The organism is Streptomyces chengmaiensis (assembly GCF_029846775.1).
In the GTDB taxonomy this organism is placed as follows: domain Bacteria; phylum Actinomycetota; class Actinomycetes; order Streptomycetales; family Streptomycetaceae; genus Streptomyces; species Streptomyces chengmaiensis.
In genome coordinates this window covers 66,826-80,411 of the sequence record NZ_JARWBG010000002.1, presented here as the reverse complement: position 1 = coordinate 80,411, position 13,586 = coordinate 66,826, and the positions used below count along the sequence as shown (strand labels likewise).

At 72.0% G+C, this 13,586-nt stretch carries 13 protein-coding genes; 8 read left to right on the top strand and 5 right to left on the bottom strand.

Annotation, left to right across the window (positions count from 1 at the left end):
- Positions 1–19: 19 nt before the first annotated feature.
- The 3 genes from QCN29_RS02160 to QCN29_RS02150 all read right to left on the bottom strand — a co-directional run bounded on the left by QCN29_RS02160 (position 20) and on the right by QCN29_RS02150 (position 2,123).
- Complete coding sequence (locus tag QCN29_RS02160; RefSeq protein ID WP_279925801.1) at positions 20–841, bottom strand: zinc finger domain-containing protein; 822 nt, start codon at positions 839–841, stop codon at positions 20–22.
- Positions 838–1,653 carry a hypothetical protein gene (locus tag QCN29_RS02155; protein WP_279925798.1) on the bottom strand — a complete coding sequence of 272 codons (816 nt, stop codon included), beginning with the start codon at positions 1,651–1,653 and terminating at the stop codon, positions 838–840. Before QCN29_RS02155 ends, QCN29_RS02160 begins: the two co-directional genes overlap by 4 nt.
- Before the next feature lie 191 nt (positions 1,654–1,844).
- Positions 1,845–2,123: a hypothetical protein gene (locus tag QCN29_RS02150; protein WP_279925795.1), complete on the bottom strand. Its 279-nt coding sequence runs from the start codon at positions 2,121–2,123 to the stop codon at positions 1,845–1,847.
- A 210-nt stretch (positions 2,124–2,333) separates the two neighbouring features.
- Between QCN29_RS02150 and QCN29_RS02145 the strand changes: the two genes are divergently transcribed.
- The 4 genes from QCN29_RS02145 to QCN29_RS02130 all read left to right on the top strand — a co-directional run bounded on the left by QCN29_RS02145 (position 2,334) and on the right by QCN29_RS02130 (position 6,863).
- Positions 2,334–2,795: a hypothetical protein gene (locus tag QCN29_RS02145; RefSeq protein ID WP_279925792.1), complete on the top strand. Its 462-nt coding sequence runs from the start codon at positions 2,334–2,336 to the stop codon at positions 2,793–2,795.
- Between the two features lie 922 nt (positions 2,796–3,717).
- Positions 3,718–4,938: a trypsin-like serine protease gene (locus QCN29_RS02140; protein ID WP_279925789.1), complete on the top strand. Its 1,221-nt coding sequence runs from the start codon at positions 3,718–3,720 to the stop codon at positions 4,936–4,938.
- A gap of 141 nt (positions 4,939–5,079) precedes the next feature.
- Positions 5,080–5,694, top strand: a complete 615-nt coding sequence (locus QCN29_RS02135; protein ID WP_279925787.1) for a TetR/AcrR family transcriptional regulator — start codon at positions 5,080–5,082, stop codon at positions 5,692–5,694.
- Positions 5,691–6,863 carry an FAD-dependent monooxygenase gene (locus tag QCN29_RS02130; protein WP_279925784.1) on the top strand — a complete coding sequence of 391 codons (1,173 nt, stop codon included), beginning with the start codon at positions 5,691–5,693 and terminating at the stop codon, positions 6,861–6,863. Before QCN29_RS02135 ends, QCN29_RS02130 begins: the two co-directional genes overlap by 4 nt.
- Before the next feature lie 144 nt (positions 6,864–7,007).
- On the opposite strand, the gene QCN29_RS02125 is transcribed toward QCN29_RS02130, so the two are convergent.
- Positions 7,008–7,805, bottom strand: a complete 798-nt coding sequence (locus tag QCN29_RS02125; protein ID WP_279925781.1) for a hypothetical protein — start codon at positions 7,803–7,805, stop codon at positions 7,008–7,010.
- Positions 7,806–8,008: 203 nt separating this feature from the next.
- On the opposite strand from QCN29_RS02125, the gene QCN29_RS02120 reads away from it, so the two are divergent.
- Together QCN29_RS02120 and QCN29_RS02115 are read left to right on the top strand one after the other, a co-directional pair.
- Complete coding sequence (locus QCN29_RS02120; RefSeq protein WP_279925778.1) at positions 8,009–8,518, top strand: SigE family RNA polymerase sigma factor; 510 nt, start codon at positions 8,009–8,011, stop codon at positions 8,516–8,518.
- A gap of 51 nt (positions 8,519–8,569) precedes the next feature.
- Positions 8,570–9,829, top strand: coding sequence for a hypothetical protein (locus QCN29_RS02115; protein ID WP_279925775.1), 1,260 nt, complete (start codon positions 8,570–8,572; stop codon positions 9,827–9,829).
- A 13-nt stretch (positions 9,830–9,842) separates the two neighbouring features.
- Here QCN29_RS02115 and QCN29_RS02110 read toward each other — a convergent pair whose 3' ends face one another.
- Positions 9,843–11,519, bottom strand: coding sequence for a bifunctional 3'-5' exonuclease/DNA polymerase (locus QCN29_RS02110; RefSeq protein ID WP_279925772.1), 1,677 nt, complete (start codon positions 11,517–11,519; stop codon positions 9,843–9,845).
- Between the two features lie 313 nt (positions 11,520–11,832).
- Between QCN29_RS02110 and QCN29_RS02105 the strand changes: the two genes are divergently transcribed.
- The gene (locus QCN29_RS02105) at positions 11,833–12,420 is read left to right on the top strand and encodes a lipoprotein (RefSeq protein ID WP_279925769.1); all 588 of its coding nucleotides are present in this window, start codon (positions 11,833–11,835) and stop codon (positions 12,418–12,420) included.
- A gap of 192 nt (positions 12,421–12,612) precedes the next feature.
- Positions 12,613–13,452: a nitrilase-related carbon-nitrogen hydrolase gene (locus tag QCN29_RS02100; RefSeq protein WP_279925766.1), complete on the top strand. Its 840-nt coding sequence runs from the start codon at positions 12,613–12,615 to the stop codon at positions 13,450–13,452.
- The last annotated feature ends 134 nt before the right edge of the window (positions 13,453–13,586 follow it).

Below are 13,586 nucleotides of genomic sequence, written 5' to 3'. Positions count from 1 at the left end.
GCGCGAGCGGCGGGCGGGATCATCGGGCCTCGCCCCCGCCGGTGGTGTGCCGGGCTCGGGCGTCTCGCCGCGGTGCGGGCGGTTGGCACATGATCCGGGCGAGCCTGATCTGCTCGGCCTCGGCCTGGCCGTTGTCGCCGGCCTCGGCGAGCAGGGCCTCGACGCGCGACGGGTGGACGCCCGAGAGCGGTCGTCGCCCCTTGCCGCGGTTGCGGAAGCTCGACCGGCACCGCTCGTCGACCTCGGCGAGGCAGTACGGGCAGCGCACTGACAACGGGTCGGGGATGCCGTCGGCGACGAGCTGCTCGCGGTGCGCACGAGCCGGGCGGAAGCGTGCGAGCTCGGCCGCGACGTGCGCGGGCATGTACCGGCGCGGGCCGGTGCCGACACCGGACATGAGCGCGGCGAGACGTTTCTGCCCGCCGTGGTCGATCTCCGCGCGGTACTGCGCGGGCGCGGCGTGCCCGGTCGCAACTGCCGCCCGGGTGCCGAGCAGTTCGGCACGCCATGCGGCGACGTTGTCGGGGTCGACGTTGGGCACCGGGTCGGTGTGGCGGTTCATGAGCTCGGTCCGGTACGGGCCCCATGCGGCGAGCAGGTCGTGCGGCTCGATCGGCCGGAACTGCGCCGAGCGGTCGCCGCCGCGCTGTTCGTAGTAGCGGCGGGTCGCGCGGGCGGCGTCCCATCCGACATCGGAGATGGTGGCCGGCACGTTGGCGACGGCGGCCGTCCACTCCGAGATGGTGCGGGCGGACTGCTGGGGGTCGGCGAGCGCGCGGCGCACCCGCGAGTCGAGCGTTCCAGCGAACGCCAACAGGGCGGCGATCTGCTGCTCGTTCATGGGGTGCTCTCCTTCTGTGCGTTGAGCAGGGCGAGGCCGGCGGCCAAGTTGTCGGCGTAGGCGGCGGTCGATGGCTGCGGTCGCGGCGACGAGCTCGACGGGCGGTCGAGGTCGGACCAGACCTTGAGCCAGTAGCGGGCCGCTTTCGGGGCCTCGCCCGGTGTGGTGCGACGGGCGGCGAGGTCGACGAGCGTCTCGACGCCGTGCCGCTGCGTCAGCCGGTAGACGTCGCGCTGCTCCCCGAGGCCGAGTGACCACCGGACGGTGATCGAGGCCGCGGCGAGGGCGTCGTCGAGCGGGCGCAGTTCGGGAATCAGCGCGGCCGAGCTCGCGCGCGGCTGCTGCTGTTGTGGTGGTGAGTAAGTAGGTACGTTCTGGGGGCCGGTTTCCGGCCCCCCGGGGGCCGATCCTCGGCCCGCCCCCGGGCCGGTATCCGCTCCCCCCGGGGCCGACGTCCGGCCCTCCCCGGGGCTGCTCACCGGCCCCCCGGGGGCCGCTGTCCGGCCCGGGTCGATGTCCGGCCCGGGGCGATCCTCGGCCCCCTCGTGGTCGAGGAGCGGCAGACGATAGACGGTCTCGCCACCGGGCCCGGTACGGCCCTCGACGATGTCGAGCTCGCCCGAGGCGAGCAGGGCGTCGACGGCGGTACGGACGGTGGATCGAGCGGCGCGGGTGCGCCGGATGAGCGAGGCGGTACCGGCGTAGGCGACGCCGTCGGCGCCGGCCCGATCAGCGATGGCGAGCAGAACCAGACGGGCGGCGCCTCGGCTCTCGGACCGGGCCCAAACCCAATCCGTCGCGGCGAGGCTCAACGGTGCGTCTCCTTACGGGAGTCGGGTCGCCCGGCGGTTCGGGGCGTCCGGCGAGGGCGGCGGGTGTGTGCTTGGGGCAGCGATGGCCGACGATGTAGCGACGGGTGCCGATCGCGCGGCAGTAGGCGCCGGCCGCGCCGTCCCAGAAATCGCAGATCATGCGGTGCTCGCGGTGGCGGTGCGGCGCCCGGTCACTGACCGGCGCCGACGTACCGCGCGTAGACCACGTGCCGAGCGGCGTCGTTCTCGACGACGGTCCGCGCGATGGCTTGGAAGGCGCCGGCCGGCGCGTACGACGTGAGCTGTCCCGACCGGATGGCTTGTGCCGCAGCAGCCGCTCGGGCGCCCGTCGCCTTTTCCTGGATTTCGGCCCACTGGTTCGGGTGCGCCTTGAGCTGCGCGACGAGCAGCGCGTGCCGGGTGTTCTTCTGCCGCGCGGGCGGCGGCCCTGCGATGAACTTGACGGTCACTAGATCCCCCATCTGACCTTTGTTGACGAACTCGAACAGACGGCACCGCAGAGACCCCCGGAGGTGTCGAATATCTGTTCGTGTTCACGAACAAGAACAACGTACGCATGGCAGAACCCAACGTCAACGCAGTTCCGAGGTGTGCAACCGGCCTAGATCGCTGGTTAGATGAGGTTGTTCGCGTTCTGCGACAAGAACGGAGATGAGACCGTGTCGGAGAACGACACCCCCATACGCCCCGGTACGGGCGAGGCCGAGCGGCCCGTGACCCTGCTGCGTGACATCGTCCGTGCGGCGATCGATAAGCCAGGTGAGAACCTGCGCAGCCTGTCGGCCCGAGCCGTAGACCCGGAGACCGGACAGAAGATCGCGCACAACACGCTGCCGAAGATCGCCAGTGGGGAGGGTTATCGGCGCGAGCGATGGATCGTCGGCGCCGTCGCGGCGGCGACCGGCCTACCCCTCGAAACTGTGCAGGCTGCTGCGTCCGCCGAGTGGACCGGCCTCGACGTGGCCAAGCTACGCACGAGCAAGCCGGGGGCGACGGTCGTCGTCGCCTACGCGGAAGGGACAAATCCGCATGATCTGCCCGTTCTCCAAGAAAAGCTAAAGGAACTCGGCCTCGGGAACCTGCGCATCCTGCCCGAGGGTGGCGGTGACGGCGTGTCGTAGTCGCGTGACCTGCGGTGTTTGTGGCGGTAGTGTGAGTGAGCCTTTGCCTCGGACATATGTTCGAGCGCTTGGCTCCGCCATGCCACAAGGGGGGGCATCTTGTTCCGCGTCCGCCGTACCCGACTCGACAACACAGCACCAGCAGCCGGCGCCGCCGATGCTGCCGATCGACACATCCTGATCGACGATCGGCACATCACGGATACCGGCGCCCTCGCTCTCGAACTCGTCTTGAACGCCCTTCCCCCCACATCGGGCGACAGGACGAACGAGCCGCAGCAGAAAGACGGGCCAAGCGCGGCGGCGGGATGAGTCGGAGAAGGGGGCCGCACGGTGATCCGTGCGGCCCCCTTCGCCGTTCCCGTGGCCTCACATCGGCCGCTCGGGCGCGGTGTCCTGCTCCTCCGAGGTGAGGCTCGGAGCCTGCTCCGGTGCGGCCATTGTGAGGCCACGGTGAGGCCGGACCGCTCTGGAGCAGTCGGCGCCGGCTGACATCAACGGGTCTTGCGAAACGCTCTGACCTGCATGTTCTGTCACTTGCCGGTGCTGACTGGAACCCATCATCACGATTGATCTTGAGCTCGTAATGCGTAGGTCGCGGGTTCGAATCCCGCAGGTGGCTCCATCCTGAACCCCAGCTCGGACCCAGTCTGAGCTGGGGTTCTTTGATTCAGCCCGGCGGGTGTCGCGCTCTCGGCGGGCGCGATGGGCCTTCCACCCGCCGTCGTGTACGGCTGATCGTGTGGTCCCGCCTTGACGATCAACTGGTGGTAGCTTGAACACGCCGCTGACCACGGCATCTCTGGTGAGCCGACTGACCATTGGCGCACCCTTTGGGGGGAGTGGCTCCTCGAGATCGAGTGCTGCGCTTTGGCCGTGGGTTCAGGGCGGCAAGCCGTGATTGATTGCGTGAGGGAGACACGTGAGTAGGACAACGAGGTACGGGGCTTGGTTCGCCGGCGTGGTGGTTGCGGCGGGGACGCTCGTTGCCGGCCCGGCGCAGGCGATGGTGGGGAGCCCCGCAGGGGACGGGGAGAAGCCGTTTGTCGCCAAGATCGACATAGCCAAGGGGGAAGGTTCCTGCTCCGGCGCGCTCATAGAGGCGCAGTGGGTCGCCACGGCGGCGAGTTGCTTCGCCGGCGACCCGGCGCAGCTCGCCGCGGGTGCGCCTTCCCGGCCCGCCAAGGTCACCGTGGGGCGCACGGACCTGAGTTCCGCGTCCGGTCAGGTTCGCGACATCGTGGAACTCGTCCCGCGAGCCGATCGGGATCTGGTGCTGGCGAAGCTGTCCTCGCCGGTCACGGGCATCGCTCCCGTGGCGCTGAGCGCCAAGGCCCCGGTGGACGGGGAGAAGCTGGCCATCGCCGGGTACGGCCGCACCAAGGACCGGTGGGTGCCGGGGCGGATGCACGTGGGTGCGTTCACCGTCACCGGCACGCGCGGTGCGCAGTTGGACATCGAGGGTCAGGACGGCGCGGCGGTCTGCAAGGGGGACGCGGGTGGCCCCGCGGTCCGCGCCGGCGCCGGGGGCGATGAGCTCGTCGCCGTCAGCAGCCGTTCCTGGCAGGGGGGATGCCTCGGTTCCGAGGAGACCCGCCGCGGCGCCGTCGAGGCCCGGGTGGACGACATCACCGACTGGATCGGCGCCCATGTCGCCCGCTGGTCCCTGAAGGCGCACGCGAACGACAAGTACGTGGCCGCCGAGCTGAACGCCGCCGGCGAGCAGGAGGGAAGGCTGCGGGCCCGCAGCGACAAGGCCCAAGGCTGGGAGCAGTTCACACTCCACACGCGTGACGGCGGAAAGACGGTATCGCTCCGGTCGGTGGGCAACGGCCTGTTCGTGAGCGCCGAGATCAACCAGGCCGGCAAGTACGAGGGGATGCTGCGCGCCCGCGCCGAGCGGCCCAGCACATGGGAGTCGTTCACCATGGTGTCGCAGGGCGGCCGGAACTACGCACTGAAGTCGGTGCGGAACGGCAAATTCGTCAGCACGGAAGCCAAGTACACCGGGGCGGACACCGGGCTGCTGCGCGCACGCTCGGACAAGGCGTCCACCTGGGAGCGCTTCACGCTGCAGCACGCCGACAACTTCCGTGTCGCGGGTTCCGCCCCGGCGGGTCCGGTTCCTCTGCCGCTCGGCTGATCCCGTACGTCGCGGCGTAGGTCGAAGCCCAGGTCACTCTGTGTGGCCTGGGCTTTGTGCTGTCCATGGGGTGGGCGGCGGGGCGTGGGGGCGGACTTGCCGACGATTGAACAAGTGTTTAGCATGCTGTACATGTGTTCAATGCGCGCTGGGTCTTCTGAGGTGGCCGAGGACCGGACGAGCCGGGCCGTCGTCCGGGACGAGGCGTTGCGGCTCTTTGCCGAACGCGGAGTCGAGGGGGTGTCCGTACGGCAGGTCGCGGCGGCCGCGGGGGTGTCGCCGGGGTTGGTGGTGCATCACTTCGGGTCGAAGGAGGGGCTGCGGGAGGCGGTCGACCGCTATGTGGTGGCCGTCTTCGAGAAGGTGCTGAAGGAGGCCATCGCCGGTGGGTCCAGCGGGTCCGTGGCCGAGGCGATGGCGGGGCAGCTGCCTGAGGGTTCGGCGGTGCCCGGGTATCTGAGCCGGCTGCTGACGGCCGACGGCGAAGCGGGGCGGGCGCTGTTCCGCGGCCTCTTCGAGCTGAGTCGGCAGGCGCTGGCCGGGATGGTGGAGTCAGGGATGGCGACGCCGGGGCGGGATCCGCTGGTGCGGGCGGCGTTCTTGCTGGTCAACGATCTGGCCGTGGTGCTGTTGCGACGGCGGATTCAGGAGGTGATCGGGGTGGATCCGCTCTCGGCGGCGGGGCTTGAGCGCTGGGGGGACGAGGTGCTGGCGGTCTACGGCGGGGGACTGAGGGAGAGGGAGGAGACGCGGTGAAGGCGGTGATCTGCGGGGCGGGCATTGCGGGGCTCGCCCTGGCGCAGCGGCTGGACGACATGGGGTGGCAGGTCGTCGTACTGGAGAGGGCGAGCCGCCCCCGCGGTCAGGGGTACATGGTCGACTTCTTCGGGCCCGGCTTTGACGCGGCCGAGGCCATGGATCTGCTCCCCCGGCTGAGGGAGCTGAGTTACCGGGTAGGCGAGGCCAGCTATGTGGACGAGCGGGGGCGACGCAGAGCCGGACTGGACTACGGGCGGTTCTCCCGGGTCGTCGGCGGGCGGCTGCTGAGCATCATGCGGCCCGACCTCGAACGGGCGCTGCGGGAAGGGCTGTCGGACCGGGGCGACCTGCGGTACGGGACCGGCCCCGAGCGGATCGAGGACACCGCGGACGGCGTACGGGTCACGCTTGTGGACGGCACTGTGGAGCATGCGGATCTGCTGGTCGGGGCGGATGGGGTGCACTCGACCGTGCGGCGGCTGGTCTTCGGCGAGGAGGACCGGTATCTGCGGCACCTCGGATTCCACACCGCCGCCTTTGTGTTCGACGATCCAGGGCTGCTGCGTGAGGTGAGCGGAAGGTTCTGTCTCACGGACACCGTGGGGCGGCAGATGGGGTTCTACGCGCTGCGCGACGGGAAGGTCGCGGCGTTCGCCGTGCACCGCAGCGCGGACCGCCGACTGCCCGCGGACGCGCGGGCCGCGGTGCGCGCGGAGTACGCAGGGCTCGGCTGGATCGTGCCGCGTGCCCTGGAGAAGTGCCCGCCGCACGAGGACGTGTACTACGACCATGTGGCCCAGATCGTGATGGACGGATGGAGCCGGGGCCGCACGGTGCTGACCGGCGATGCCGCTCATGCGGTCTCGCTGCTCGCCGGACAGGGCGCTTCGCTGGGGGTGGCCGGGGCGTATGTGCTGGCCGAGGAGCTGGGTCGGAGTGCCTCGGTGGAAGAGGGGCTCGCGGCCTACGAGCGGCGCTGGCGGCCGGTCGCGGAGGACCGGCAGCGGGCGGGCCGGGCCGCTGCCGAGTGGTTTCTGCCGTCGTCGCCGACCCGGCTGCGGGTGCGGCGCATGGCCATGCGGCTCACGGCGGTGCCGGGTGTGGACCGGCTGGTGGCGCGGTCGCTGTCCGGGAAGCCTTCTGTGCTGGCGGCGCAGAGGCCATAGCCCGGGGAGCACGCCGCGTGGCGTCGTGCCCCTGGGCCGGGCCGGGTGCTGCGCGGTGCGGTCGTCGTCCTGGTGTCGCTCGTCGTGGCCCGGCGGGGCGGCGGCATGCGCCGCGGGCCCGCCCGGACCGTCCGCGGGCGCCGTTCAGGACGCGCGCGTCGTGTGCGGGAGGTGGAAGTAGCCCGGGCGGGCACGCTCGAGTGAGGCGTCCCGAGGCGCGTCGGTGTCTATCGCGTAGATCATCAGGGGTGTGGAGCCCGTCGCCACGGCCGTCCCGGCCCGCAGCCGGAAGCGCTCCGTGCGGACGGCGTCGCGGGCGAGCGGCTCCCCGCCCTCGTAAAGCCAGTGGGGCATCGCGTCGTTGGCGATGCGCAGCTCCTGCGCTCGCCAGACGCCCGCCGCGCGGTCCCACCGCTCCAGGACGAAGCCCGGGCCCGAGCGCGGCTCGTCGCCGGGCTCGCGGAACAGGAACTCCATCTGGAACGCAAGCCGCAGATGCCGGTACGCATGCGTGTTGCCGTTGTGCAGGGTGATGGTGAACTCCTGCGCCGCACCGCCGCGCACCAGGTTCAGACGGCCTCCCCGCGTCGAGGCGTGGAGCCCCAGCAGCGTCGGCACCGGCGGCTTGGCCGTCTTGGGCCCGGCCGGCGGAGTGGACGCCGCCGTGGACGCCGCCGGCTTGGAGGCGGCCGACCTGGCGCTCCCGGTGGGACTGCCGCTCGGGGACGCGCTCCCGGACGGGCTCTCGCCGGTGCTCGCACCGGCGCCGGGGCCGGCTGACGCTTCCGACGCGCTGGGCGACGCTGCGGCGGCGGCAGGGGGCGGCGTCGACCTGCGAGCGGCGTCCGCCTCGCCGTCCTTCTCGTCGCAGCCAGTGATCGCCGCAGCAAGCAGCACCGCCGATGCAGCGCAGACCGCCGCGCCCTTTCGCCCGAGACGCATGCCCGGTCCCCCCGTGGTCGTGTTGGTCTTCTGCCGGAACGGCACGAAGTTAACAGCGGTGCATCACGCCGGTGGGGGGCTGTGGATAACGCTTGGGGCCCTCAGATGACGTTTTGGACACGGCGGCCGCGACCGCTGAAACATTTGGCCGAGGCCGGCGCGTCAGTCAGATGTAGGCGCGGAGCACGAGGAACGGGGAGGGCATGCGGCGATCACGCGCAGAGGAGTTCAAGGAGTTCGCGGTCGGCCGGTCCAGCGCGCTCTTCCGATCCGCCTGCCTGCTGACCAGCGGTGACGCATATCTCGCGGAGGATCTGACCCAGGAGACACTCGGCCGGGTGTACACGCAGTGGGGACGTGTCTCCAGGGCCGACAACCCCGCGGGATACGCCCAGACCGTTCTCGTGCGCACCTTTCTGACCCATCAGCGACGCCGCTCCGCCTCGGAACGCCCCCTCGGCGAGCTGCCCGACTCCGCCGCTCCGCCCGGCGGCGACCCGGCCCTCCGCGTCGCGTTGCTGGAGGCGCTGGCCCGGCTCGCGCCCAAGGACCGCGCCGTGGTGGTGCTGCGCTACTGGGAGGACCGCAGCGTGGAGGAGACCGCCGACGCCATGAGCGTCAGTTCGGCCGCCGTCCGCACCAGATCCGTGCGGGCGCTCGCGCAGCTCCGGGAGCAGCTCGGCGGCAGCATCGCCGAGTTCGCCGCCTCCTGAAATCAGAAGCCTTCCGTTTCCATCCATCTGCCGCGGAGAGTGTGGTTTCCCATGCCTTTCGAAGACGATCTCGGCGACGCCATGCGCCGCACCGGCGACTCCTTCCGGCCGCCGGACCGTTCCGCACTGGCGACGGAGGGCATCCGTCGCGGACGTCGGCGGCTGGCGCGCCGCAGGGCCGCAGCCGTCACCGGGGGCGTGCTCGCCCTGGCGGCGGTCGGCCTCGGCGGGACGTACCGAGGCGGGCTGCTCGGCGGCGCCGATGACGCGGGCCGTGCCTCCTCGGCGGCGGCCTCTGCCAACGTCTCCGACACGCCGACCGCGCCCCCTGCCGATCCAGACGGCTCGATCACCGGGCGGCAGATGCTCGACACCCTCAAGGGCCTTCTCCCGGAGGGGAAGATCACACAAGAGGAGGGCGGCGGCGACGGCTCCGCGAAACCCCCGCCCTACGCCTCTGTCGTCTTCGACGACGGCGGCGGCGCGGCGGCGATCGCCGTCAGCCTGACCGCCCTGGACCCCGAGGGAACAAGCGCCGACGGCCAGGTCACCTGCCCTTCCCAGGCGCTGGTCCCCCATGACTCCTGCACGGCCGAGACACTGGCCGACGGCTCGAGATACATGATGTTCCAGGGCTACGAGTACCCGGACAGGCGTGAGGAGACCCGGCACTGGCGGGCGGCGCTGCTCACCCCGAAGGGCGTGCTGATCGACGCCAGCGAGTACAACGCGCCCGCGCAGAAGGGCGCCGAGGTCTCCCGGCCGGCGCCCCCGCTGACTCCGCAGCAGATGAAAGCCCTGGTCACGGACGAGGCGTGGCATCCGCTGACGAAGGAGCTGGACGAGCCGCAGAAGGAGGATCCCGTGCCCGGCGCGGTCGGCCCCGACGCCGTCAGGGACGGGCTGCTGGGACTGCTCCCGGAGAACCTCGAGGTGAAGGACAAGGGAGGCCAGGACGGGTTCGGCTTCGTCGTCGTGGAGGAGAAGGGCGACGGCAGGGGGGCAAGCCTGATTCAGATCAATGTGCAGCACGGCATGGGGGACGTTGCCGGGGATCTGGTGTCGCGCGCCGACGACGTCACCACGCTGCCGGACGGCACCAAGGTCATGCTGGACGACGACCTGGGCACTCCGGGAAGGGGCACGGTCGGCTGGACGGTCGACACCCTGCGGACGGACGGCTTCCGAGTCGTGATCACCGCCTTCAACACGGGCAGCCAGGACAAGGAGGCCACCCGGGCCGAACCCGCCCTGACCATGGAGCAGCTCAAAACCATCGCACTCGACGACCACTGGCTGACTCTCAGGTGACCGGCGACGGGGCCTACTTCGCGTCGGAGTAGCGCTCCACCACTGCCGTCGTGAACGGGAAGCGCACCGGCGTGTCCCCGAAGGCGATCCGCCCGGCTTCCTCACCCGCCGCGCGGATCGCCGCGGCCACCTGCTCCGCCTCCTCGGCCGGACAGTGCACGATCACCTCGTCGTGCTGGAAGAAGACCAGCTCCGCACGCATCGGGGCGGTCGCCCTGCGCAGCGCGGCCAGCATCAGCAGCGCCCAGTCCGCGGCGCTGCCCTGCACCACGAAATTGCGGGTGAAGCGGCCGCGGGCGCGGGCGCTGCCCGGCTGCGGCCCCGGCTCCGGGCCCTCCTGCGGCAGGCCCGCCTCACCGGGCGGGCCATAGCCGTCGTCGCCCTGGTCCGCGGCCGCGGGCGGGCAGGTGCGGCCGAGCCAGGTCCGCACCAGACGGCCCTCCTCGCCCGCGCGGGCCGCGTCGTCCACATGCGCCACGGCTCGCGGGAACCTGCGGCGCAGCGCTGCCAGGTTCTTCAGGCCGTCGCCGGACGTCTGCCCGTAGACCGCGCCGAGCAGCGCGAGCTTGGCGTGGGCGCGGTCGCCGGAGAAAGCGCGGTCGGACAGCGCCGTGTAGAGGTCGCCCTCATGGCCGGCGACCTCCATCAGACCCGGGTCACGGGAGATCGCGGCCAGCACTCGCGGCTCCATCTGCGCGGCGTCCGCCACCACCAGCCGCCAGCCCGGATCGGCGACCACGGCCCGCCGGATCACCTTCGGGATCTGCAGCGCCCCGCCGCCGTTGGCGGTCCAGCGGCCGGAGACCGTGCCGCCGGGCAGGTACTCCGGGCGGAAGCGGCCGTCCCGCACCCAGTCCGTGAGCCAGCTCCAGCCGTGCGCCGTCCAGATCCGGTACAGCTTCTTGTACTCGAGCAGGGGGCCCACGGCCGGATGGTCGATCTCCTCCAGCTCCCAGCGGCGGGTCGAGCGGACGGTCACGCCCGCGGCGGCGAACGCCTTCACCACATCCGCGGGCAGATCGGGACGCACGCGCCGCCCGAACGCCTCGGACACCTCGTCGGCGAGCTCCGCCAGCCGACGCGGCTCGCCGCCGCCCGCGTACCGCTCGCCGAGCAGCTCGTGCAGCAGCTCCCGGTGGACGTCGGCCCGCCAGGGCAGCCCCGCCCGGCGCATCTCCGCGGCCACCAGCATCGCCGCCGACTGGGCCGCGGTCAGCAGCCGCATTCGGCCCGGATGATCCGTAGCCTGGTGTCTTCGCTGCTGGTCGGCGTAGACCTCCAGCAGCGCCTCCAGCGGGACCGGTACGGGCCGGGGTTCGAAGAGTGAGGACTGGGATCCGGGCTCCGCGGGTCTGAGCGGGGGATCGGGCGGCACGGGACGGCCGTGCAGCCTGGCCCAGGCCGCGGCAGCCGACCGCGGCTCGCCCAGCCGCCCCTCGTGGCCGAGCAGCAGCAGCTCCGCGTCCTCGATGTCGTAGCACCGCTCGACGCGGACGCCGGCGGCGAGCAGCCGCGGGTAGAGCTCCGCGGAGGAGCGCCAGACCCACCGGGCGACAGACGGCCGGGACCGGACGGCCGCGATGAGATCGGGCTCCTCGACGACCGGGCCTGCGGGAAGCCCGCCGGGGGCGAGGGGGACGAGCCGGGCGCCCTCGCCCTCGGCTGCCGCCACAGCCCATCGTTCGCTCATGGATGCGAGTGTGACAGCGGGGTCTGACAACAGGGCCGATGACGGGTCTCGGCGAGCACTCTCTAAGGTTGGCCGGTCGACGGAACCGTCGGACGACCGTAGAACAGGGTGGGGGCCGGCCATGCGAAGCGAGCGACGCGCAGGCGAACGAAGTGGGACAGACGAGCGACGCGCAGGCGAACGACGCGACAGAAGAGCGCGGGCGGCGCGTGGCACGGGCGCGGGGCTGGCCGCGGTCGTGCTGGCCGCCGGAGTGCTGAGCGGCTGCTCGGGGGCGTCGGGGGCGGACAAGGCCAGGACCACGGAGCCCGGGGTGACGACGGAGCCGATGGAGAAGTCGGAGGCGTCGGAGAAGTCGGAGGCGTCGGGCGGAGCCGGGGCGGCGTCCTCGCCGGCCGCCCGCACACGTTCCGTCGGCGCGCAGGACACCGCGTGCGAGCTGCCCGTGGCCTTCGACCTCGCGGCCTCCTGGGAGCCGGAGGCGGTGAAGCTTGATACGGAGTTCGGTGCGCTGACGCACGGTCCCGTCACTCTTGTCTGCGAGATCGACGCAAAGCCGGCGGGGAACATCGGCTTCCTGCGCGTCTGGACGGCCGGAGACGACGACGGCGGCGGCGACGCCCGTGCGGCGCTCGAGGCGTTCGTCGCGGAGGAGGCGCAGAGCCGTGACGCCGTGGCCTTCACCGAGACGCAGGCCGGCGGCTTCCCGGCGGCCGAGGTCGGCTACCTCAACACCAGCGAGTTCCTGGACGAGCCGAAGAAGGAGCGTGCGCTGGCCGTCTCGGCCCCCGGCGGCCTGGTCGTGCTGCACCTGGGCGGACTGGACACCGAAGAGCACGAGGCGATGCTCCCGGCCTACGAGCTGGCCAAGAAGACCCTCCGGGCCGCGAGCGCGGGCTGACCGGCCCCTGACCGACGGCGGGCCCCCTCGGCCGTCGCGGCCACCCCCGCCGACGGCGGGCCCCCTCGGCCGTCGCGGCCACCCCCGCCGACGGCGGGCCCCTGTCGGACGGCGGCCTCCCCGACCCGCGGGCCCTGCCGAACGGCGGTCCTCGGCGTGCCGTCGTCGCCGCGCGCTGTCAGGCTCGAATCCATGCGAGTGGCACTGGCACAGACGGAGTGCGAACTGGGAGAGGTGGAGCACAACCTCGAAACGGCGCGGGATCAGGTGTCGCAGGCCGTCGCCCAGGGCGCGGACCTCGTCGTCTTCCCGGAGCTGCACCTCAACGGCTACCACCTGGGCGCGCTCAGAAGAGACACCTCGGTCGAGGCGCGCGATCCGCGGCTGCTGGAGCTGGGGACCCTCGGCACGGACGTCGTGATGGGCTTCCACGAGCACACGTCGATGCGCGCGTACAACACCTGCGCGTACTACACGGGCGGGGAGCTGCTGCACGCCCACCGCAAGCTGTATCTGCCCAACTACCTGGCCTGGGAGGAACGCAAGCACGTCAGTCCTGGGCAGCATCTGCGCGCTTACGAGCTGCCCCACAGCCGTGGCCGGGCGGCGACGCTCGTGTGCAACGACGCCTGGCAGCCGGTGCTGCCGTGGATCGCGGTGCAGGACGGCGCCGAGGTGGTGATCATCCCGGCGAACAGCGCGGCCAGCCTCGACCCCGAGGCCATGGACACCGGGCTGTACTGGGACAGCCTGCTCGCCTACACGGCGCGGATGCTCCAGTGCTGGGTGGTCTTCGTCAACCGCGTGGGCAATGAGAACGGCGCGTCGTTCTGGGGCGGCTCCCGGGTCGTGGACCCCCGGGGCACGGTGGTGGCGCAGGCCCCCAAGTGGGAGCCCGGCCTGGTCACCATCGACATCGACGCCCACGAGGCACGACGCCAGCGCCGCTCGGTCCCGCTCGTGGCGGAGGCCCGTCTGGGCCTGGTCGACCGCGAGGTACGCCGTCTGATCGACGAGGGCGGCGACAGCTGACCCCGTGATCCTCGCCCCGGAGGTCGCGCCCCGTGGCCCTCGCCCCGGAGGTCGCGCCCCGTGGCCCTCGCCCCGTAAGTCGTGCCTTGGAGGTCGTGCCTTGGAGGTCGCGCCCTTGGAGGTCCGGAGGCGTC

Coding starts and splice junctions, on each gene's coding strand:
- QCN29_RS02115 (WP_279925775.1), top strand. CDS start 8,570: ATGCCTTTCGAAGACGATCTCGGCGACGCCATGCGCCGCACCGGCGAC.
- QCN29_RS02125 (WP_279925781.1), bottom strand. CDS start 7,805: ATGCGTCTCGGGCGAAAGGGCGCGGCGGTCTGCGCTGCATCGGCGGTG.
- QCN29_RS02160 (WP_279925801.1), bottom strand. CDS start 841: ATGAACGAGCAGCAGATCGCCGCCCTGTTGGCGTTCGCTGGAACGCTC.
- QCN29_RS02110 (WP_279925772.1), bottom strand. CDS start 11,519: ATGAGCGAACGATGGGCTGTGGCGGCAGCCGAGGGCGAGGGCGCCCGG.
- QCN29_RS02120 (WP_279925778.1), top strand. CDS start 8,009: ATGCGGCGATCACGCGCAGAGGAGTTCAAGGAGTTCGCGGTCGGCCGG.
- QCN29_RS02100 (WP_279925766.1), top strand. CDS start 12,613: ATGCGAGTGGCACTGGCACAGACGGAGTGCGAACTGGGAGAGGTGGAG.
- QCN29_RS02135 (WP_279925787.1), top strand. CDS start 5,080: ATGCGCGCTGGGTCTTCTGAGGTGGCCGAGGACCGGACGAGCCGGGCC.